Below are 19,301 nucleotides of genomic sequence, written 5' to 3'. Positions count from 1 at the left end.
TAGCGGGGTCGACGATAGCAGGGAGGGCTGGGAGCTGTCCAGAGCCGAAGCGGTTCGAGGGGTGGTCTCGATACGCGACCTCGCTGCGCTCGGGCGCTACTCGACCAACGGGGGGGGGGGCGACCTCGCTGCGCTCGGGCGCTACTCGACCAGCGGGGGCGACCTCGCTGCGCTCGGGCGCTACTCGACCAGCGGGGGCCGGGTGAGGCTAGACGAGCGCCTTCTGCGGCGTCGGCAGCCCGAGAGTGGCAGCCGTCGACGCCAGCGAGGCCGCTGCGACCTCGGGCTTGTCGTTCAGCGTGGTGCCGAGGCTCGGGATCATCTCGCGCAGCTTCGGCTCCCACGAGGGGTACTCCGTCGGGAAACAGCGCTTCATGATGTCGAGCATGATGGGCGCAGCCGTCGAGGCCCCCGGAGACGCACCGAGGAGGCCGGCGATGGTGCCGTCAGCGCCGGTGATGACCTCGGTGCCGAACTGCAGCACGCCTCCGGCCTTCTCGTCCTTCTTCATCACCTGCACGCGCTGACCGGCCGTGATGAGCTCCCAGTCCTCGTCCTTCGCAGTGGGCATGAACTCGCGCAGCGCGTTCATCTTCTTGCGTCGGTCGGCCGCGAGCTCCCCGATCAGGTACTTCATGAGGTCGAAGTTGTGGAACGCGACGGCGAGCATCGGCCAGATGTTGTGCCACCGGATGCTGAACGGCAGGTCGAACCAGGTGGAGGTCTTGAGGAACTTGGGGGTGAAGCCCGCGTACGGCCCGAACAGCAGCGACGTCTCACCGTCGACGACACGGGTGTCGAGGTGCGGCACCGACATGGGTGGGGCACCGACGCCGGCCTTCCCGTAGACCTTGGCCTTGTGCTGGGCGACCACGGCGGGGTTGGAGGTCTTGAGGAACTGCCCGCTGATCGGGAAGCCGCCGAAGCCCTGCACCTCGGGGATGCCGGAGTGCTGGAGCAGCGCGAGAGCGCCGCCGCCGGCACCGACGAACACGAAGCGGGCGTGCACCTCGCTCCGGGTGCGACCGACGCCGTTCACGACCTTGACCCGCCACGTGCCGTCCTTGGCGCGCTTCAGCCCCGTGACCTGGTGATTGAGGTAGAGCTCGCCGCCGTTCTTGGTGAGGTCGGCGAACATCGAGTGCGTGAGCGAGCCGAAGTCGACATCCGTTCCCGACTCGATGCGGGTGGCGGCGATGCGCTGGCGCTTGTTGCGCCTGCGCGTGATGAGCGGCGTCCACTCCGTGATCTTGGCCGGGTCGTCGCTGAACTCCATGCCCTCGAACAAGGGCTGGTCCTTGAGTGCATCGTGGCGGCGGCGCAGGTACTCGATGTTCTTGCGGCCGTGCACGAAGGTCATGTGCGGCGTCGTGTTGATGAACGTCGACGGCTCGGGCAGCGCGCCGGTCGACACCAGGTGCGACCAGAGCTGGCGGCTCACCTGGAATTGCTCGTTGATGCTGATGGCCTTGGCGGGGTCGACCGACCCGTCCTTGCCCTCGGGCATGTAGTTCAGTTCGCAGAGGGCGGCGTGGCCCGTTCCCGCGTTGTTCCACGGGTTCGAGCTCTCCTGGGCGACGTCGCCCAGGCGCTCATAGGCGCGGATCGTCCAGTCGGGCTGGACCTGCTTGATGAGGGTGCCGAGCGTCGCGCTCATGATGCCGCCGCCGATGAGGACGACGTCGATGGGGGCCGGAGAAGTCACGGATACCAGTCTATCCGCGCGCGAGCCGGCACTCTCCCCTGCCGGCTACTCGCTGGCGAGGACGGGCAGTCCGCGCTCGTCGAGAGGCCAGAACGGGTTGTGCGCGATCTCCCAGAGGTTGCCGTCGGGATCGGCGACATAGCCGCTGTAGCCGCCCCACTCCGTCTCCGTGGGCACCTTCGACACCGAGCCGCCCAGAGCCATCCACTCGCCGACGGCGTCGTCGACCTCCTCGCGGGAGGCCACGTTGATGGCGAGCGCGACGGCACGGAACGCCGGAGCGTTGGCGTGCATCGTCGAGGTTGCGGCATCCTTCGCCAGCTCGGCCGTCGACCAGAGCGCGAGCACTCCCCCGGGCGTCGAGAAGAAGGTGACCTCCCCCTCGACGGACGACGGCGCCGGCTCCCAGCCGAGCGAGCGGTAGAACGCCGTGGCGGCGATGACGTCGGCGACGCCGAGCGTGACGAGTGAGTAGCGCTGCGGAATGGCCATTCCTCGACGCTAGCGGGCGGCATCCGTTCTGCCTACCCCTGCGCGCCTGCATCAACGTGTCCCCCATTCGAGGGTGTTCACGCGATTGGCCCCGTGCGTTCACACGGATGTCGGATACGGCTGCTGACCTGTCTATCGCCTGTGAATCAGGCATCATGCCGCCTCGGCCGGCACGCCGAGCAGCGACGCCACGCAGACCATCACCAGGAGAGACCATGCCCTTCCGTCCCAGCTCTCGAGCCATCAGCCGCGCCGGCGCCGTCGTCGGCGTGCTCGGCCTCGCCACAGCCCTCGTCGTGGGCTCGAGCCTCGCCGCCACGGCGACCTCGCAGCCCGCCCCCGACCAGCCGGGCGGAGCAGCCCGCAACCACGGCGTCGACCAGACACTCACCGTCGCCGGAGCCCTCGCCAGCGGCACGAAGGCGCGCAACGTCATCCTGCTCATCGGCGACGGCATGGGCGACAGCGAGATCACCATCGCCCGTGACTACCTCTACGGGGCGGGTGGGCGACTGCCGGGCATCGACGCCCTGCCGCTCACCGGCCAGTACACGACCTACTCGCTGTACAAGGACGGCGACCCGCTGGCCGGCAAGCCCGACTACACACCGGACTCGGCGGCAACGGGCACGGCCTGGGCCACGGGAACGAAGACCTACGACAACGCCATCAGCGTCGACATCCACGGCAAGGCGCAGAAGACGCTGCTCGAACTCGCGAAGACGCAGGGCCTGCGCACCGGCGACGTCTCGACGGCCGAGATCCAGGATGCCACCCCCGCCGTGCAGGTCGCCCACGTGGCCGCTCGCAGTTGCTACGGCCCCGACAGCCCCACCTGCGGCGCAGACGCCCTGACCGCTGGCGGAGCGGGCTCCATCTCGGAGCAGCTACTCGACACCCGCCCCGACCTCACCCTCGGAGGCGGCGCGGCCACGTTCAACCAGACCGCGAAGGCGGGCGAGTGGAACGGCCAGACGCTGTTCGCGCAGGCTGCGGATCGCGGCTACCAGGTCGTGAAGGACGCGGCATCGCTCGCGGCGGTGACGAAGGCGAACCAGGACTCGCCCGTGCTCGGCCTGTTCTCCGACGGCAACTTCCCGACCCGCTTCGCTCCGTCGACGGCGACAGTCGGTGGATCAGGAGGAGCAGCATCCACGTGCACCCCCAACCCCGCCTACCTCGGCGCGGGTCTCACTCTCAGCGACCTGACCAAGAAGTCGATCTCGCTGCTCAACGACAAGAAGGCGAAGAAGGGCTTCTTCCTCCAGGTCGAGGGCGCCTCGATCGACAAGCTCGATCACGCCGCAGACGCCTGCGGCCAGATCGGTGAGACCCAGGACCTCGACGAGGCCGTGCAGGCCGCTCTGGCCTTCGCGAAGGCCGACCGCAACACCCTGGTGATCGTCACGGCCGACCACGCGCACTCCAGCCAGATCGTCGACGGCGCGACGCCCGGCCTCGGCTCGGTGCTGACGACTGCCGAGGGTTCGCCGTTGCGCATCTCCTACGGCACCGCCGCAGCGGGAGGCTCGCAGCAGCACACGGGATCGCAGCTGCGTATCGCCGCCTACGGCCCCGGCGCGGCGAACGTGGTCGGCCTGACCGACCAGACCGACACCTACTTCACCATCTCGAACGCGCTGCGCCTCAACGGCTCCATCGCAGTCGAGTGGCCCGTCAAGCACGGCCACGGCTCGAAGAACTGGTGGAACTCGAAGGGCGGCAAGGGCGGCCACTGATCGCCCGAGCCACCGAAGCGGGGCGGATGCTGCGGCATCCGCCCCGCTTCTCCATTCGCGAGTCGCCCACATCCGTCGCATCCGGGGGCCGAGACGGGCGGGATGGCGACGAACCCGGGCGACTCGGTGGATCTTGGGCCCCTCAGCCGGCGAGTCCGGCAATGCCGGCGGTGAGCAGTCCGATGCCCGCGGTGATGAGGCCCGCGGTGAGCGACAGGACGCCCAGCCAGAGCAGCCAGATCAGGCGGTTGGGCTTCGCCGGGTCGCGCCCGAGCACGCTCAGGAAGAATCCGGCCGGCATGAGGATGGCCGCGATCGGCACGCCGGTGCTGGCGAGCCAGAACCAGAAGCCGGTCAACGCGGCCTGGTCGATGACGCCCAGGATCGCGATGCTCAGCACGAGCAGCACGGCCGCATGAGCGTGGCCGGCGCGGAAGAAGCTGGTCTGCAGGGCGTTGGCCGGCACGTGGCCCCGCACGACCCTGGTCATGAAGTAGCCGCCGGTCTCTACCGTCACGAGGGCGAGGAGCAGGATCCCGACGAGGCTGAGACTTGCTGGGCTGAGCATGGAGTTCCTCTCGGTGCTGGCGGAGTCGCATCCGTCATGATTGGATAGTTGAACTATCTACAGGTTAGATAGTGCCACTATCTGATGTCAAGGAGTCGGATGCGCATCTCGCAACTGGTCGAGGAGTCCGGTGTTCCCCTCGCCACGGTCAAGTACTACCTGCGCGAAGGGCTTCTGCCCGCCGGAACCGCGACGACGGCGACGCAGGCCGATTACGGCGAGCAGCACCTGCATCGCCTGCGGGTCATCCGCGCGCTGACCGGAGCTGCCGGGCTGCCGGTGCAACAGGCGCGGGCCGTGCTCGCCCTGATCGACGCCCCCGACGGATCCCTCTTCGACTCGCTGGGCCGAGCGGTGGCCGCCCTGCCTCCGTACGCGGAGGCCGCCCCGGACGACGCCTACCCTCGCGCCCGCGCCGTGATCGAGCGCCTGGGCCAGTTCTACGATCCGAGCTATGCGGCGGTCGCGCAGCTGGAGCACGCCCTGAGAGCGGCCGAGGATGCCGGACTTCCGATCAGCGACGACCGCATCGAGGTCTACGGCCGCCACCTGCACGCCATCGCGGAGTTCGACGTCGGTCAGATGCCTCGGGCGACGGCCGACGGCTCGGACGGGTCGAACGCGGGTTCGGCCGCGGGGTCAGAAGCGGGGTCGGCCGCGATCGAATACGCCGTGCTCGGCACGGCACTGTACGAGCCGGTCATCCTGGCCATGCGCCGGCTCGCCCATCAGGACGTCGCGGCCGGGCTCCTCAACGACGACAGAGGGTGACGATCCTCTCCGGTGAGATCCGGTGAGCTCCGGTCGATGCGCCGGATCGCGACGTCGACTCAGAGGCCGAGCTGCGCGAGCGCGGCATCCATCTCCTGGGCGATCGCGGCATAGCCGTCGTCATTCGGATGCAGCCCGTCCGATGCCATCCACTCCGGGTGGCCCTCGATCCAGGATGAGGCTCCGGCAATGTAGTCCGCGTCGATCCGCTCGGCACCGGCCTCGACCCAGTCGATGATCTGCTGCACCGAACCCGGCCGATCGTCGGTGTACCAGAACGGCTCGACCACGACGATGCGAGCGTCGGGCACCTCGGCCGACAACCGGGCGAAGTCGCTGTCGATCGCGGACTCGATGTCGTCGGCACGGGCGGGCATGGAGAAGTTGTCGTTCAGGCCCATCGTCACGATCACGATGTCGGGGTCGGCGTCGATGACCAGGTCGAGTTCGTCGACGCTCTGGTACTCGCGGTTGTTGACGAAGCCGAGGCCATCGGTCGACGGGTTGACCTCAGTCCAGCCGCGATCGGCGCAGATGATGCTCGACCAGCGCTTATCCGTTGACGACGCCCCGGTGCCGCGGGTGTACGAGTCGCCGTAGAAGGCGACGACGGGGACATCCGGGTCGACGGATGCCGCCGATCCACCGGCGGGCGCTGTGCCGCTGCAGCCGGCCAGCGCGAGCGCCGTCGCCGTGAGGATCCCCGCGATCGCGAGGGGCAGGGAGCGATGCCGGGTCATGTCTGGTGTTCGCCGCGGCGGGCCGTGCGGATTGCGCATGCCGTCTCCCCCAATCCACGGGACAGGGTACGCCCACAGGCCGGTGATCAGGCGGCTCGCGATCCCGGTCGATCGAGCTCCGGCGGTCCTGAGGTGATCCTGAGGTCGGCTTGAGGCTGCCTCACTAGCGTCGACCGTGGGTGGAGACGACACGCGCATCGCCCCTACGCGAGCCCGTCGCTCCCCCGCCACCGTTGGCCCCCTGCATCCGAACGGAGCACCGAGTTTGCCCAGTCGCATCAGCGTTCTCCCGATCATCGCCGTGATGCTCGTGGTGGCCGGCGCTGCCGGAGTCGGCGGAGCGGCCAGCGCGGCGCGTGCGACCTCGGCGACGCCTCGCACCGTCGAGGCGAACGCCGAGTTCACCGCACTCACGGAGGGGGTCGCGGCGTCGACCCTCGAGCCGTTCACGTTGGCGACAGCCACAACGATCACCTCGGTCCACCCGGTCACCCCCACCGGCACGGCGGGCGGAACCGGCGCGACCGGCGCGACCGGCGGGACCGGCGGGACCGGCGCGACCGGCGTCGTCTGGACCGGCGAGCTCTGCGACGCCGCCGGCGACGGATGCCGCCCGATCGACAACTCGCTGGCCGGGACGACCCTGGCATCTGGCGACCACACGGTGCGCATGACTGCGACGCCGACTGCGGCGACCGGTGCTGGCTCGAACACGGCCACGGCAGGCCTGGTCTTCGCCGGCTCCGACAGCATCACCTCGCCCGTCGGTCCGACGCTGCCCGGGTACCCGTTGCTGTGGTGGATCGTCCTCGCCGCTGTGGCGCTGACGACCGGACTGGTGCTGCGCCTGGCTCAGGGGCGCCGCACACGCGGTGCCGAAGCGGCATCCGTCGCGGTGTCACTGCCCGACGATCGCGTCTGAACCTCACCCACCCCGGCCGGGTCCTCATCGCCGCCTGACACCCCCACCGCTCGCGCTGCGCACGAGGCCGTCGGGGGTCGGCTAGCATTCAGCACGAGTGCGTCGTCGCAGACTCGACGCGTGCATCGTTCGTTCGAGGGGGATCTGCGTTTGGTGTCAGGGAGACGTGTGGCCGTCATCATCGAGGACGATGCGGACATCCGTCATCTTCTCGAGTCCGTGTTCGAGCAGGCGGGTTTCGAGACCGTCGCCGCTGCGACAGGGCTCGACGGCATCGAGGCGGTCCGCGCCCATGATCCTGTCGTGACGACGCTCGACGTCGGCCTGCCGGGCATCGACGGCTTCGAGACGGCCAAGCGGATCAGGGCCGTCAGCGACACGTATCTGGTCATGCTCACGGCCCGCAGCGATGAGATCGACACCCTGCAGGGCCTCGAGGCCGGCGCCGACGACTACATCACGAAGCCGTTCCGCCCGCGAGAGCTGCGTGCCCGCGTCGAGGCGATGCTGCGCCGTCCCCGTTCCGCTGCGCCGGTCGACGCCGCCGCGATGGCTCCGACGACCTCGCCATCCACACTCCCCCCGACGCCGGGGTCCGACGTGGCAGCGCTCGGCTGGCTGGAGCATCGTGGCCTGCGGCTGAGCAGTGCCGAGCGCCGGGTGCAGCAGGGTGATGCCGACCTCGAGCTGACCCGCAGCGAGTTCGACCTCCTGGGAGCCCTGCTCGAGGCCCGACGCCGGGTGCTGAGCAAGGCCGAATTGGCCGCGGCCCTGCACGACGAGTCCGTGACGCATTTCGTGACGGATGCCGACAAACGCGCCGTCGAGGTGCACATGGCCAACCTGCGCAAGAAGCTGGGCGACGACCCGTCGGACCCGCGCTGGATCGAGACCGTGCGCGGAGTGGGCTACAGGCTCACGGCCTGATCGAGCTCGGCCCTCAGCCGACTGCGGCGTCCGCCGGGGAGTCCGTGGCGATCGCGACCGACTCCCCCAGGGCGATCGCGTACTGGACGGTGGACTCTGCCCTCATGATCAGGGCGCGGCCACCTTCGCTCGGATTGCCTGGATCACTTAAGGCCACGCCGATCGTCGCCGTGGGCCGGATGCCGCCGACATCGGCCATGTGCGAGTCGAGCAGGCCGTCGACGATGCGATCGGCCAGGGCACGCGCATCCGTGCCCGGCTCGATCGGGGCGATGACGATCAGCGACCCGGGGACGTCTTCGAACACGGCGGCGAACGGCGGAACATGGGCGCGCACGGATTCGGTCCAGGCTGCGCACATCTCGTCCGCCGCGTTGCGGCCGAACGCCGTGGCGACGGCGCCCAGCGTGTCGAAGCGCACAGCCATCACGGCGATGCCGCGACCATGTCGGGAGCCGCGCTTCATCCAGCCATCGGCCAGCGCCTCGAGCCCGCCGATGACGAGCCCGCTCGCCTCATCCGGGCGCCGCGCTCGACGCACGCCACGCAGCCGCGCGCGGTCGGCACGCAGAACCGACATCGAGATGGCGCCGACGATGGTGACTGTGACGACGATGAAACTCGTGGTGACGGTTCCGAATCCGGTCTGGAACAGCTGGGTGTCCGGGCCTCCCGTGAAGAAGAGCACCGTGCGCACGGAGTAGTAGGCGCACTGGAGGAGGAGGACGATGGCCAGGGCGCGGGCGTTGGGATTCGCACCCATACTGCCCCTGAGGGACTCGACCCCGGCACCGCCGGCGAACGCCGCGATCGCGATGAACATCAGTCCGGCACCGGCCCAGTCGCCGCCGGTCGGGCCCTCGATGATGACGGCCACGGCCGTCGCGACAGTGATGAGCACCACGAAGACCCAGATGAAGCCCGGTCGGTTGTTGTAGGCGCGGGCGCCGATCCACATGCATCCGGCGGTCGCGACATAGCCCGCGTTGCCGACGGCCACAGCCCACCAGGCGTCGTTGTTGGCGGCCCAGAACAGGTAGCTCACGACCGTGAGCATGCCGCTGAGGTACGCCAGCGCCCAGATGCGCCCGGCGATCTCATCACGACGCACGAGGGTGTCGGCGATGAAGGTGACTCCGGCGACGACCACCACCAGCGCCGTGACGAAGACCACCGTCTGCAGATCGAATTCGATACTCATGTCTCCTCCAGGGGGATGCGCACTGTGGCGACGGAGCCCACGCCGAGGGCACTCTCGATGGTGAGCTCGCCGCCGTGCCTGCGAACGATGTCGCGGCTGATGCCCAGGCCCAGCCCGCTGCCGTGCACGCTCGACCCGCGAACGGACTCACTGCGGAAGAATCGCTCGAACAGACGCGGCACCTCCTCCGGTGCGATGCCTGTTCCGGTGTCGCGCACGGTGATGACGGCGGCCCCTTCGGCATCGAGTGCAGCATCGACCGTGACGGTTCCGTCCTCGCGGTTGTACTTGATGGCGTTGGTGACCAGGTTGTCGATCACCTGTCGGATCCTGAAGGCATCGACGTTCGCGTGCAGCTCCCGGATGCCGGAGGCCTCGATGGTGACGAGATTCTCCCGGGCCCGCGGGGTGAGGCTCTCGACCGAGCTCAGTACGACGGAAGCGAGGTCTGTGGGGCGACGGTCGATGGTGAGTTCGACGGGCCCGTCCCCGGCCGTCGAGGCGGCCAGGATGTCGGTGATGAGGCCCAGCATGCGGTCGGCGTTGCGGTCGGCAATCTGAAGGTAGCGCTCGGCTCCTTCGGAGAGCTCCTCGTCCCGGGCGAGGTCGAGGTAGCCGACGATGCTGGTGAGCGGCGTGCGCAGTTCGTGGGAGACGGATGCCACCAGGTCGTCGCGGGCTCGCACTGCGGCGAGCTCGGTCGTCACGTCGCGCGTCACCACCACGAGCCCCTCGTTCTGAGCGCCCGGGCCGCTGCGCAGCCGACGGGCCGTGATGCTGAGCGCGACGCCGCGACCGGGGGCGCCGACCCAGACGATCATGCCGGCGAACTCCTCGCCGCGCTGCAGCCGAGCGAGCGGAGCGTCGTCAGGGTCGATGGGCGTGCGCCCGTTCGCTGCGAACAGCGGCGCCCGGCCGACGGCATCCGGAGCCAGGATGTCGTCACCGACGGCACTCATGATGCGACCGTGCGTCTCGTTCATGACGGTCACGTCGCCGCCGGGGCCGACACGCGCCACGCCGAAGTCCACCGCATCGAGCACGTCGGCCAGCAGGTTCTCCTGGCGACGCGCACGGATCATCGCCGACTCGAGCACGCGCGACTGGCTGCCCAGCAACTGCCGCCTGGCGGCGGAGCGGCGGGCTGCGGTGAGAGTCGACGCCGCCACGGCGGCGAGCACGAGAGGCAGGATGACGACAGAGGGAATGGTCAGAGTTCCGACGGGGTCGCCGGTGAGGAAGGCGCCGATGCCTATGAGCGCGCAGATCGACAGCACGCTGCCGGCTGCTCCGTAGATGCCGAAGTAGCTGCTCAGCCAGATGACGGGGAAGAGCCAGAGCAGGCCGGCGCCGAGCGACGGATCGGCGAAGCGCAGGCAGACGATGGCGATGATGTCGAGGGCAGGCAGGGTCGCCGTCCACCCGTGCGGGAACAGGTGCCACGGCACGGCGACGGCGAGGCCGCATCCGAGGAACGCCAGGAACACTCCCAGGAAGAACGCGCCCGGCCTCGCGGTGCCGACTGAGGCGACCTGCTGCACGACGACGACGAAGAGGATGACGACGCCGAACAGCAGCTGGCTGAGCGTGACGGCGCGATCGATCGATCGATCGGGAGCCGTAGGGTGCTCGATGCCGGACATGGTCTTGACACTAATGCGTGGCCGGGCCTCGGCCGCTCCGCCACTTCGGTCGACGGACACCGATTCAGGCCAGTCGTGGTGCGGCTGCATCCGTTCGCCGGATGCTGCTCGCGGTGGCGATCAGGCTGCTGCGGGAACCAGCTTCGCTGCGACGAGTTCCGCGATCTGCACGGCGTTCAGTGCTGCACCCTTGCGGAGGTTGTCGTTGGAGATGAACAGCGCGAGTCCACGACCGTCGGGAGCACCCTCGTCCTGACGGATGCGGCCGACGTAGCTCGGGTCGGTTCCAGCGGCCTCGAGCGGCGTCGGAACATCGGTCAGCACGACCCCCGGCGCGGTGGCGAGGAGTTCCTCGGCGCGGGCGACGGAGATCGGGTTCGCGAACTCGGCGTTGATCGAGAGCGAGTGACCGGTGAAGACGGGAACGCGCACGCACGTGCCGCTCACGAGCAGACCCGGCAGGTCGAGGATCTTGCGGCTCTCGTTGCGGAGCTTCTTCTCCTCGTCGGTCTCCCACGAGCCGTCATCGACGATGGAACCGGCGAGCGGGATGACGTCGAACGCGATGGGACGCACGTACTTGTTCGGCGCCGGCAATTCGACGGCGCGGCCATCGTGGACGAGACCGAGCACGTCGCCCTCGAGCGCTGCACGCACCTGGCTCTCGAGCTCCTCGGCACCGGCGAGGCCCGACCCGGAGACCGCCTGGTAGGTGCTCACGATGAGGCGCTCGAGGCCGGCCTCCTCGTGCAGGACCTTGAGCACCGGCATGGCCGCCATGGTGGTGCAGTTCGGGTTGGCGATGATGCCCTTGCGGGCGTCGGCGATCGCCTCGGGGTTGACCTCGCTGACGACGAGCGGAACATCGGGGTCCATGCGCCAGCCCGACGAGTTGTCGATGACGGTCACGCCGGCTGCGGCGAACCGGGGGGCCTGCGCCTTGGAGAGGGTGGCTCCAGCGGAGAAGATGGCGATGTCGAGGCCGGCGGGATCTGCCGTCGCGGCATCCTCCACCACGATGTCCTCGCCACGCCACGCCAGCGTCGTGCCCGCGGACCGCGCCGATGCGAAGTAGCGGATGCTGGCCACCGGGAAGTCGCGCTCGTCGAGCAGGCGGCGCACGACCGCTCCGACCTGTCCGGTCGCTCCGACCACGCCGATGTTGATTCCCACGCTGTTACTCACGTTGCTTGCCTCTCGTCTAGTGACCATCTTGACAGGGACCTGCCGCCGATCGGCCGCCCTCCGCTGCCACCGGGGAACGGATTCCGGCCAGTTCGGAGGACTTCCCCCGCTCGGGAGGCCTCCTGCTGCCTCGGGAGGCCTCCCGATCTGCAGAACTCCTCCGGGCTGCGGATGCCGCAGGCGCCGAGGCGCCCGGCGACCTCGGGGGCCGGTGACCTCAGCGGCCGGTGCCCCCGTGCACGACCGCCTCGTCCTCGGCGTCGAGACCGAAGGCGGTGTGCACTGCACGCACCGCGTCGTTGATGGCGTCGGCCCGGGTGACGATGGAGATGCGGATCTCCGACGTCGAGATCATCTCGATGTTGATGCCGGCCTCGTAGAGCGCCTCGAAGAGCGTGGCCGACACGCCAGAGTTCGTGCGCATGGCGTTGCCGACGACCGCCAGCTTGCCGATCTGGTCGTCGTACTGCAGGCTCTCGAAGCCGATGCCGTCCTGTGCGTTGCTCAGGGCGGTGATGGCCTTCTGGCCGTCGTCCTTCGGCAGCGTGAAGGAGATGTCGGTGCGGCCGGTGGAGGCCGCAGACACGTTCTGCACGATCATGTCCACGTTGGCGTTCGTGTTCGCCACGATCTTGAACAGCTTCGCGGCGACGCCGGGAACGTCGGGAACACCGACGACGGTGATCTTTGCCTGGCTGAGGTCGGTCGCGACTCCGGCGATGATCGACTCTTCCATGGTGGACTCTTCTCCCTCGGACTGCGGGTCGTAGACGATGGTGCCCTCGTTGTAGTTGAACGACGAGCGCACGTGCAGGGTGACGTTGTGGCGTCGGGCGTACTCGACGGCGCGGATGTGGAGCACCTTCGCACCGGATCCGGCGAGCTCGAGCATCTCCTCGCTCGTGATGCGGTCGATCTTGCGCGCCCGCTTCACGATGCGCGGATCCGACGTGAAGATGCCGTCGACGTCGGTGTAGATCTCGCAGATGTCGGCGCCGAGCGCCGCGGCGAGGGCGACGGCGGTGGTGTCGGATCCGCCGCGGCCGAGCGTGGTGATGTCGCGCGACTCCCGGCTGAAGCCCTGGAAACCGGCGACGATGGCGATGGCGCCCTCGTCGAGTGCCTCGCGGAGGCGGCCCGGGGTGACGTCGACGATGCGCGCCGCGCCGTGCTGCGCATCCGTGATCATGCCGGCCTGACTGCCGGTGAATGACCGGGCGTCGTAGCCGAGGCTGCGTATGGACATGGCCAGCAGCGCCATCGAGATGCGCTCGCCGGCTGTGAGGAGCATGTCGAGCTCGCGCGGGGCAGGCATCGGGGTGACCTCGTGCGCGAGGTCGAGCAGGTCATCGGTGGTGTCGCCCATGGCGGAGACGGCGACGACGATCTCGTTGCCGGCCCGGTGGGCTTCGACGATGCGCTTGGCGACACGTTTGATGCTCTCGGCATCGGCCACGGAGGAACCGCCGAACTTCTGCACGATCAAGCTCACGAACATCTCCTGGGGTGGGAACGGCGAACCCCCATCATAATCGGGGCCCATATGCCGGCTGCGCTATGTGACGACGCAGCGGGGCTCCAGCGGTAGAGTGCGGCCCATGGACACCATGCTCGAGGGCTGGACCGAGTTCAACCTGGCGATCGCAGGAGCCGGAGCGGCGCTGGCCGGACTCATCATCGTGGCGATGTCCGTGAACATCCGCGAGATCCTGCAGACCGCCACCATCCCGGCGCGGGCGGCCGCCTTCATCGGAGCGCTCCTGCTCGGTGTGACGGCATCGTGCCTCGCCCTGATCCCCCGTCAACCGCTCTGGGCGCTCGGCGTGGAGATCCTGGTGGGAACCGTCGTCGCAGCATGGTTGGAGTTCGCGGCGGCGCGGACGATCGTGCGTGAGGACCGCGCCAACGGCAGCCCGCTCCTCAAGAATGCGGCCGGGATCGCACCACTCGTCGCCTTCGCCGCGGGCTCGGTGCTTCTGATCATCGGGGAGGCCGACGGCTACTACGGCGTGGCCATCGGCAGCATCCTCGCCATCCTGTCGGCGGTGCTGCTGTCCTGGATCGCGCTGGTGGAGATCCTGCGGTAGGTCGGTCAGCTGACGGAGCGCCGGCCCTCGAACGCACGGCCGAGCGTGACCTCGTCTGCGTACTCGAGGTCGCCGCCCACGGGCAGTCCGGAGGCCAGACGCGTGACGCGGATCTCGAGCGTCGTGAGCAGGCGCGACAGGTAGGTGGCCGTCGCCTCGCCCTCGAGGTTGGGGTCGGTGGCGATGATGACCTCCTGCACGGTGCCGTCGGCGAGGCGCTGCATGAGCTGACGGATGCTGAGGTCGTCGGGTCCGATGCCGTCGATGGGGCTGATGGCACCGCCGAGCACGTGGTACAGACCGCGGAACTCCCGGGTGCGCTCGATCGCGACGACATCCTTCGCCTCCTCGACCACGCAGATGAGAGCCGGATCGCGGCGCGGGTCGCGGCAGATCGTGCAGGTGTCCTGCTCGGAGATGTTGCCGCAGATGCTGCAGAACTTCACGCGCTCGCGCACAGTGGTGAGGATCTCGGCGAGGCGGGCCACATCGAAGCTCTGAGTCTGCAGGATGTGGAACGCGATGCGCTGCGCCGACTTCGGACCGATGCCCGGCAGTCGGCCGAGTTCGTCGATCAGGTCTTGGACGATTCCTTCGTACATGTCTCTACTCGCCCCTAGGCCCGCTCGCGGAAGCCGGTCTTTGGCGTGTGCGGCTGCTCTTCGAGGAAGGTGGCGCCGAGAACCTCACGCACGACCGACTCGCCGTAGCGCTGCCCTGGGGCCGCCGGACGCTGGCCGCGTGCCGGCGCTGGGGCGGTCTGCTGGCGAGGAGCCGCAGCAGGGCGGGCGTCGTACCGGGGACCCGGATCGTCGGGGAGGCCCGGGTCGTACGGCGGTTCATCGTCGAAGGGCGGGGGCACATCGTTGAACGGCGGCTCCTCATCGGCTGGGGCCGACGGCGCCGACTCTGCCGACGGTGTTGACGGCGTCGGCGCCGCGCTCGGCTCGGCGGGAGCTTCAGACGATGAGTCCGGCCGACCGGGCGTCGCGGGTACGGATGCGGGAGCAGGGGCAGGCCGTGCCGCCGGTGCGCTGCCGGCGCCCGGGATGGTGATGGTCGCCCAGCCGTCGGCGGAGTCCGCCGGCGTCGCCGGCGCTGGTGCCGATGTCGCGGCCGAAGAGGTCGCCCTCGTCGCCTTCTGCGCGGCTGGCGCCTGAGGCGCGGACGCAGGAGCGGCGGCGGCCGAGCCCGCGCCGGCTGATGCGCCTCCGGGACCACCGGCCGTCGGAGTTGAGCCTTCGGTCGGGCCGGATCCGCCGGAGCCGCCAGGACTCTCGACCCGGGCGATGAGCTTGGGAGTGAAGCCGAGGATGTCGGACACCGCACGCTTGAGGTGGTCGCCGACGCCCTGACCCGGGGCTGCCTGCTGCTTCAGGGCCGCCACATCCTTCTGGCTCGGGAAACCGAGCACGAGAACGTCGTCGTCGCGCAGTTCGCGCACCTGGGCGGTGAAGACGACCATCCAGGCGTTGAGGCTGGCGGCCTTGACGGCCTCGAGCACCTCGGGCCAGGCGTCCTTGACCTGGGCGAACGTGACCGGACCCACAGGCGTCGTGCGCACGGCGGCTGCCGTCGTCGCAGCAGCCTCCGTGGCAGGGTCGGAGGGCGCGGCAGCTGCAGGTGCAGCCGGAGGAGTCGCGGCAACCCGAGGTGCTGGCGCCGGAGCGACCGCGTCGCTCTCGGGGCCGGCCGACGGTGCCGCGGTAGGGGCGGCAGGTGCGGCAGCGCTGGTCGCGGCCGGGACCGCTCGCGGTGCCGGCGCGGGGGCGGCCGGTGCGGCTGCGGGAGCCACGGACGGTGCAGCGGGTGCGGCGGGCGCTGCGGTCGGGGCGGCATCCGTCACCCCCACGCGACGCTCGAGGCGTTCCACGCGGGCGAGGGCACCGCGCTCGGTGTCGTCGGCTGCTGGCACGAGGGCGCGGGCGACGAGCAGCTCGAGGTGCAGACGCGGCGACGTGGCGCCGGTCATCTCGGTGAGAGCGGCGTTCACGATGTCGGCCGTGCGCGACAGCTCGGCCTGGCCGAATGCGGTGGCCTGCACGCCCATGCGATCGAGTTCGTCTTGCGGGACACCGCGGAGCACGGCCGCGGCACCCTTCGCCGTGGTCGCGCCGACCACGATGAGGTCGCGCAGGCGCTCGAGGAGGTCTTCGACGAAGCGCCGCGGATCCTGGCCGGTCTGGATGACCCTGTCGATGCCGGCGAAAGCGCCCGCTGCGTCGCGGGCCGCGATGGCGTCGATGATCTCGTCGAGCAGGGCGCCGTGGGTGAAGCCCAGCAGGGCGACTGCCCGCTCGTAGTCGACCGTCGAGTCCTCGGACCCGGCCATGAGCTGGTCGAGCAGGGACAGCGTGTCACGCGGGGATCCGCCGCCGGCGCGCACGACGAGCGGCAGCACGCCGGGAGCGACCTTCACGCCCTCCTCGTCGCAGAGCTTCTGCACGTACTCGAGCATCTGGGCGGGGGGAACGAGCCGGAAGGGATAGTGGTGGGTGCGCGACCGGATGGTGCCGAGCACCTTCTCGGGCTCCGTGGTCGCGAAGATGAACTTGACGTGCTCCGGCGGCTCCTCGACCAGCTTGAGCAGAGCGTTGAAGCCCTGCGGCGTGACCATGTGGGCCTCGTCGAGGATGAAGATCTTGTAGCGGTCGCGGGCAGGGGCGAAGATCGCGCGCTCGCGCAGATCGCGGGCGTCGTCGACTCCGTTGTGGCTCGCCGCGTCGATCTCGACCACGTCGAGTGAGCCGCCACCGGCGCGCGAGAGTTCGACGCAGCTGTCGCATTTTCCGCACGGGGTGTCTGTGGGACCCTCGGCGCAGTTGAGGCAGCGAGCCAGGATGCGAGCGGAGGTGGTCTTGCCGCATCCGCGTGGCCCACTGAAGAGGTAGGCGTGATTCACGCGATCTGCGCGCAGCGCGGTCATGAGCGGATCGGTCACTTGGGACTGCCCGATCATCTCGGAGAACGTCTCGGGCCGATAGCGGCGATACAGGGCGGTGACCACGCTTCAAGAGTAGTCGGCGCCGCCGACATTCCGGCCCGAGCCGCCAGGCTCCAGCCGACTCCCCCAGTCGTGGGCACAAACGCCCCTTTCGCAGCGAGAATGCGACGTTCTCCCAGTGATCTCAAGGATTCCGGTGGTGCCATCGAGACTCCACCTCCTCTCGCGCATTCGCGCGACACCGCCACCCGAAAGCCGGTGATCGTCATGCTTCATTCCGCCGCGTCGACGCTGCACACAGGCACGTCGCTGCTCGCGACGTCCGGCATGAATCCGGGCCTCGCGATCGTCATCGCAGCCGCACTGCTGCTGTCCGGTGTCGCCCTCTACCTCGGGCTGCGACGGCGCAACCAGGGCTGACGGGCCGTCGGCTGCGCTCCTACTCTCTCGCTGGCTCCGCCGCCTTCCCGGCAGGCGCGTCGGTCGGCGATCCCGTCTCCATGCGCGCGGCGGACAGACCGGAGAACGACCGGTCGATCAGCGGGATGAGCATGAGGCAGCCGTAGAGCACCGCCGCCGCGGTGAGGGTGGCCTGGAGTCCGAAGGACTCGACGGCGATGCCCGCCAGGAATGCGCCGAGGGGCATCGTGGCGGCGACACCGGCCGAGGTCGCCCCGAAGACCCGTGCCCGCATCGTCGAGGGGATGGTGCCGTACATCACCGTGGAGATCATCGGGTTGATGGCTCCGGCGGCGAAACCCGAGACGAGCATCACGGCCGACAGCGCGAGGAACGGGATCTCCATGGCCATGGCCGAATAGGGCAGCACGCCGGCCACCGCGAAACAGCTCACGAACAGCGCCCGTCCGGCGAGGCGGTGTCCGATTCCGGCGAAGACGACCGATCCGACGAGGGCACCTGCGGCGAAGCACGCGATCATGGCGCCGAGCGCCGCAGGATCACCGAGCACCGACGTCGCGTAGACCGGTTTCAGTACGGTCATACCGGCGACGTCGATGGCGTTCGTCGCGGTGACGAGCAGCACGACAGCTCTGATCAGCCTGTTGCCCCACAGGAATCTGAAACCGGCCGCGAGCCCCGCGAGATAGCGCTCCGGATGCCGCTCCTCGGCGCTCCCGGCATCGCCACCCTGTGCACCCCTCCTGCTCGCCGGGGGCACCAGCAGCGCCACGATCAGGGCCGAGATCGCGAAGCTGGCCGCATCGATGAACAACGCCCCGAGAGGACCAGCGAGCACGACCAGTCCACCGGCGAGCGCCGCGCCGAGCAGCCGCGCCGACCGTTCGATGGCGCTCTGGGCGCCGGCGGCGCGCGTGATCGGCACCCGTCCGAGCTTCGCGAGATCGGGGACGAGCGACGCGCGGGCCGAGTCGCCCGGGGTGTCGAGCAGACCACTCAGGAACACGAGCAGCAGCAGGCCCCAGAACGGAAGGCCGACGGTGGCGGCCAGCACGGGGATGGCGAGCACCGTGATGCCACTGGCGATGTCGGCGACGATGCTCGACACCCGGAACCCGAAGCGATCGACGATCACGCCGCCGAGAGCCCCGCCCACCACGATCGGCACCGTGGCGAACACACCGGCCACGCCGGTGGCGACGGCCGACCCCGTCGTCTGCAGCACGTACAGCGGCACAGCGATCACCGTGACAGCGTTGCCGGCCAGCGACACGAGTTGCGCGGTCAGCAGCGCGACGAGCGGGAGCCGTCGCCTAGGAGCGAAAGCGGCATCCGTCGACGTCTGGAACTCGGTCACGGTCGCGGGAACACTGCGTAGAGGAGGCGCACGGCGCGGGTGCCGTCGCGAGGAGTCCTGCCGCGGTCCCACCACCGCTCGGCGAGCGCCTGCACCTCGGCCGACAGTTCGGCGGCTTCGTCGACGGTGAGATAGGCGGCGATGTCCCCGCTCGTCGTCGCCGCGAGCCAGTCGCTCTCGAGGCCGGCCTCGAGGTCGAGAGCCTGCAGTTGCTCGGCGAGATAGTGCTGCAGCACCATCTGGCGCATCGCGACGGAGGCGCCCAGCCGCTCCGGATCGTCGCGCACGTCGGCCATGTCGAACCTGGTGGAGTCGTGTGCCGCGCGCCACCACCGCTCGCGCCCGTCACGGGCGAGTTCGGGCGCTTCGACGACGAAGCCGAACTTCGCCAGGGTTCCGAGGTGGTAGCTCACCGAGCCCGGCGCCTCGTCGACGACCTCCGACAGCTGACCGACCGTGCGGGGGCCCTCGACCCGCAGGATGCCGAGCAGCCGCAAGCGCAGCGGATGCGCCAGAGCGCGCATCGACTTGGGATCGCTGACGGTGACGGATGTCGGCGGCGCAGGCTGCGGGGAGTCGGTGCTCATGCCCCCAGCGTAG

18 protein-coding genes are annotated in these 19,301 nt (G+C 69.6%); 6 read left to right on the top strand and 12 right to left on the bottom strand.

Going from position 1 to position 19,301, the window contains the following annotated elements; all coding sequences use genetic code 11:
* Nucleotides 1-208 precede the first annotated feature (208 nt).
* Nucleotides 209-1,705, bottom strand: coding sequence for a malate:quinone oxidoreductase (locus ASC59_RS16375; protein ID WP_268765497.1), 1,497 nt, complete (start codon nt 1,703-1,705; stop codon nt 209-211).
* Between the two features lie 45 nt (nt 1,706-1,750).
* The gene (locus tag ASC59_RS16370) at nt 1,751-2,197 is read right to left on the bottom strand and encodes a VOC family protein (RefSeq protein WP_055825098.1); all 447 of its coding nucleotides are present in this window, start codon (nt 2,195-2,197) and stop codon (nt 1,751-1,753) included.
* A gap of 215 nt (nt 2,198-2,412) precedes the next feature.
* Between ASC59_RS16370 and phoA the strand changes: the two genes are divergently transcribed.
* Nucleotides 2,413-3,936: an alkaline phosphatase gene (phoA, locus tag ASC59_RS16365; RefSeq protein WP_157488200.1), complete on the top strand. Its 1,524-nt coding sequence runs from the start codon at nt 2,413-2,415 to the stop codon at nt 3,934-3,936.
* Between the two features lie 142 nt (nt 3,937-4,078).
* Here phoA and ASC59_RS16360 read toward each other — a convergent pair whose 3' ends face one another.
* Complete coding sequence (locus ASC59_RS16360) at nt 4,079-4,504, bottom strand: hypothetical protein (protein WP_055825862.1); 426 nt, start codon at nt 4,502-4,504, stop codon at nt 4,079-4,081.
* A gap of 99 nt (nt 4,505-4,603) precedes the next feature.
* Here ASC59_RS16360 and ASC59_RS16355 point away from each other — a divergent pair, with 99 nt between their 5' ends.
* Nucleotides 4,604-5,275, top strand: a complete 672-nt coding sequence (locus ASC59_RS16355; protein WP_055825095.1) for a MerR family transcriptional regulator — start codon at nt 4,604-4,606, stop codon at nt 5,273-5,275.
* A gap of 59 nt (nt 5,276-5,334) precedes the next feature.
* Here ASC59_RS16355 and ASC59_RS16350 read toward each other — a convergent pair whose 3' ends face one another.
* The gene (locus tag ASC59_RS16350; RefSeq protein ID WP_055825093.1) at nt 5,335-6,015 is read right to left on the bottom strand and encodes an SGNH/GDSL hydrolase family protein; all 681 of its coding nucleotides are present in this window, start codon (nt 6,013-6,015) and stop codon (nt 5,335-5,337) included.
* 265 nt (nt 6,016-6,280) lie between these two features.
* On the opposite strand from ASC59_RS16350, the gene ASC59_RS17325 reads away from it, so the two are divergent.
* Together ASC59_RS17325 and ASC59_RS16340 are read left to right on the top strand one after the other, a co-directional pair.
* Nucleotides 6,281-6,937, top strand: a complete 657-nt coding sequence (locus ASC59_RS17325; protein WP_055825090.1) for a hypothetical protein — start codon at nt 6,281-6,283, stop codon at nt 6,935-6,937.
* 168 nt (nt 6,938-7,105) lie between these two features.
* Nucleotides 7,106-7,864, top strand: coding sequence for a response regulator transcription factor (locus tag ASC59_RS16340; RefSeq protein ID WP_327063418.1), 759 nt, complete (start codon nt 7,106-7,108; stop codon nt 7,862-7,864).
* 13 nt (nt 7,865-7,877) lie between these two features.
* On the opposite strand, the gene ASC59_RS16335 is transcribed toward ASC59_RS16340, so the two are convergent.
* The 4 genes from ASC59_RS16335 to ASC59_RS16320 all read right to left on the bottom strand — a co-directional run bounded on the left by ASC59_RS16335 (nt 7,878) and on the right by ASC59_RS16320 (nt 13,385).
* Nucleotides 7,878-9,065 (bottom strand): hypothetical protein, encoded by a 1,188-nt coding sequence (locus ASC59_RS16335; RefSeq protein ID WP_055825084.1) that lies wholly within the window; start codon nt 9,063-9,065, stop codon nt 7,878-7,880.
* A complete protein-coding gene (locus tag ASC59_RS16330) occupies nt 9,062-10,708 on the bottom strand; it encodes a sensor histidine kinase (protein WP_055825081.1) in 1,647 nt (548 codons plus the stop codon). Before ASC59_RS16330 ends, ASC59_RS16335 begins: the two co-directional genes overlap by 4 nt.
* A 120-nt stretch (nt 10,709-10,828) precedes the next feature.
* Nucleotides 10,829-11,893: an aspartate-semialdehyde dehydrogenase gene (locus ASC59_RS16325; RefSeq protein ID WP_442915105.1), complete on the bottom strand. Its 1,065-nt coding sequence runs from the start codon at nt 11,891-11,893 to the stop codon at nt 10,829-10,831.
* 217 nt (nt 11,894-12,110) lie between these two features.
* On the bottom strand, nt 12,111-13,385 hold the full coding sequence (locus tag ASC59_RS16320) for an aspartate kinase (protein WP_055825860.1): 1,275 nt from the start codon (nt 13,383-13,385) through the stop codon (nt 12,111-12,113).
* Nucleotides 13,386-13,491: 106 nt separating this feature from the next.
* Between ASC59_RS16320 and ASC59_RS16315 the strand changes: the two genes are divergently transcribed.
* Nucleotides 13,492-13,980: a hypothetical protein gene (locus ASC59_RS16315; protein WP_055825075.1), complete on the top strand. Its 489-nt coding sequence runs from the start codon at nt 13,492-13,494 to the stop codon at nt 13,978-13,980.
* A 5-nt stretch (nt 13,981-13,985) separates the two neighbouring features.
* Here ASC59_RS16315 and recR read toward each other — a convergent pair whose 3' ends face one another.
* Both recR and ASC59_RS16305 read right to left on the bottom strand, forming a co-directional pair.
* Nucleotides 13,986-14,582 carry a recombination mediator RecR gene (recR, locus tag ASC59_RS16310; protein WP_055825073.1) on the bottom strand — a complete coding sequence of 199 codons (597 nt, stop codon included), beginning with the start codon at nt 14,580-14,582 and terminating at the stop codon, nt 13,986-13,988.
* A 14-nt stretch (nt 14,583-14,596) separates the two neighbouring features.
* Nucleotides 14,597-16,987 (bottom strand): DNA polymerase III subunit gamma and tau, encoded by a 2,391-nt coding sequence (locus ASC59_RS16305; protein ID WP_055825070.1) that lies wholly within the window; start codon nt 16,985-16,987, stop codon nt 14,597-14,599.
* A gap of 99 nt (nt 16,988-17,086) precedes the next feature.
* On the opposite strand from ASC59_RS16305, the gene ASC59_RS16300 reads away from it, so the two are divergent.
* On the top strand, nt 17,087-17,344 hold the full coding sequence (locus tag ASC59_RS16300) for a hypothetical protein (protein WP_055825067.1): 258 nt from the start codon (nt 17,087-17,089) through the stop codon (nt 17,342-17,344).
* Between the two features lie 19 nt (nt 17,345-17,363).
* Here the strand turns inward: ASC59_RS16300 and ASC59_RS16295 are convergent, their stop codons facing one another.
* Together ASC59_RS16295 and ASC59_RS16290 are read right to left on the bottom strand one after the other, a co-directional pair.
* A complete protein-coding gene (locus ASC59_RS16295) occupies nt 17,364-18,701 on the bottom strand; it encodes an MFS transporter (protein WP_055825064.1) in 1,338 nt (445 codons plus the stop codon).
* Nucleotides 18,698-19,288 (bottom strand): winged helix-turn-helix domain-containing protein, encoded by a 591-nt coding sequence (locus ASC59_RS16290; protein WP_055825061.1) that lies wholly within the window; start codon nt 19,286-19,288, stop codon nt 18,698-18,700. Before ASC59_RS16290 ends, ASC59_RS16295 begins: the two co-directional genes overlap by 4 nt.
* Nucleotides 19,289-19,301 lie beyond the last annotated feature (13 nt).

The sequence above is a fragment of the Leifsonia sp. Root1293 genome (assembly GCF_001425325.1).
Taxonomy (GTDB): Bacteria; Actinomycetota; Actinomycetes; order Actinomycetales; family Microbacteriaceae; genus Orlajensenia.
This window is presented reverse-complemented; position numbering and strand designations above follow the sequence as displayed.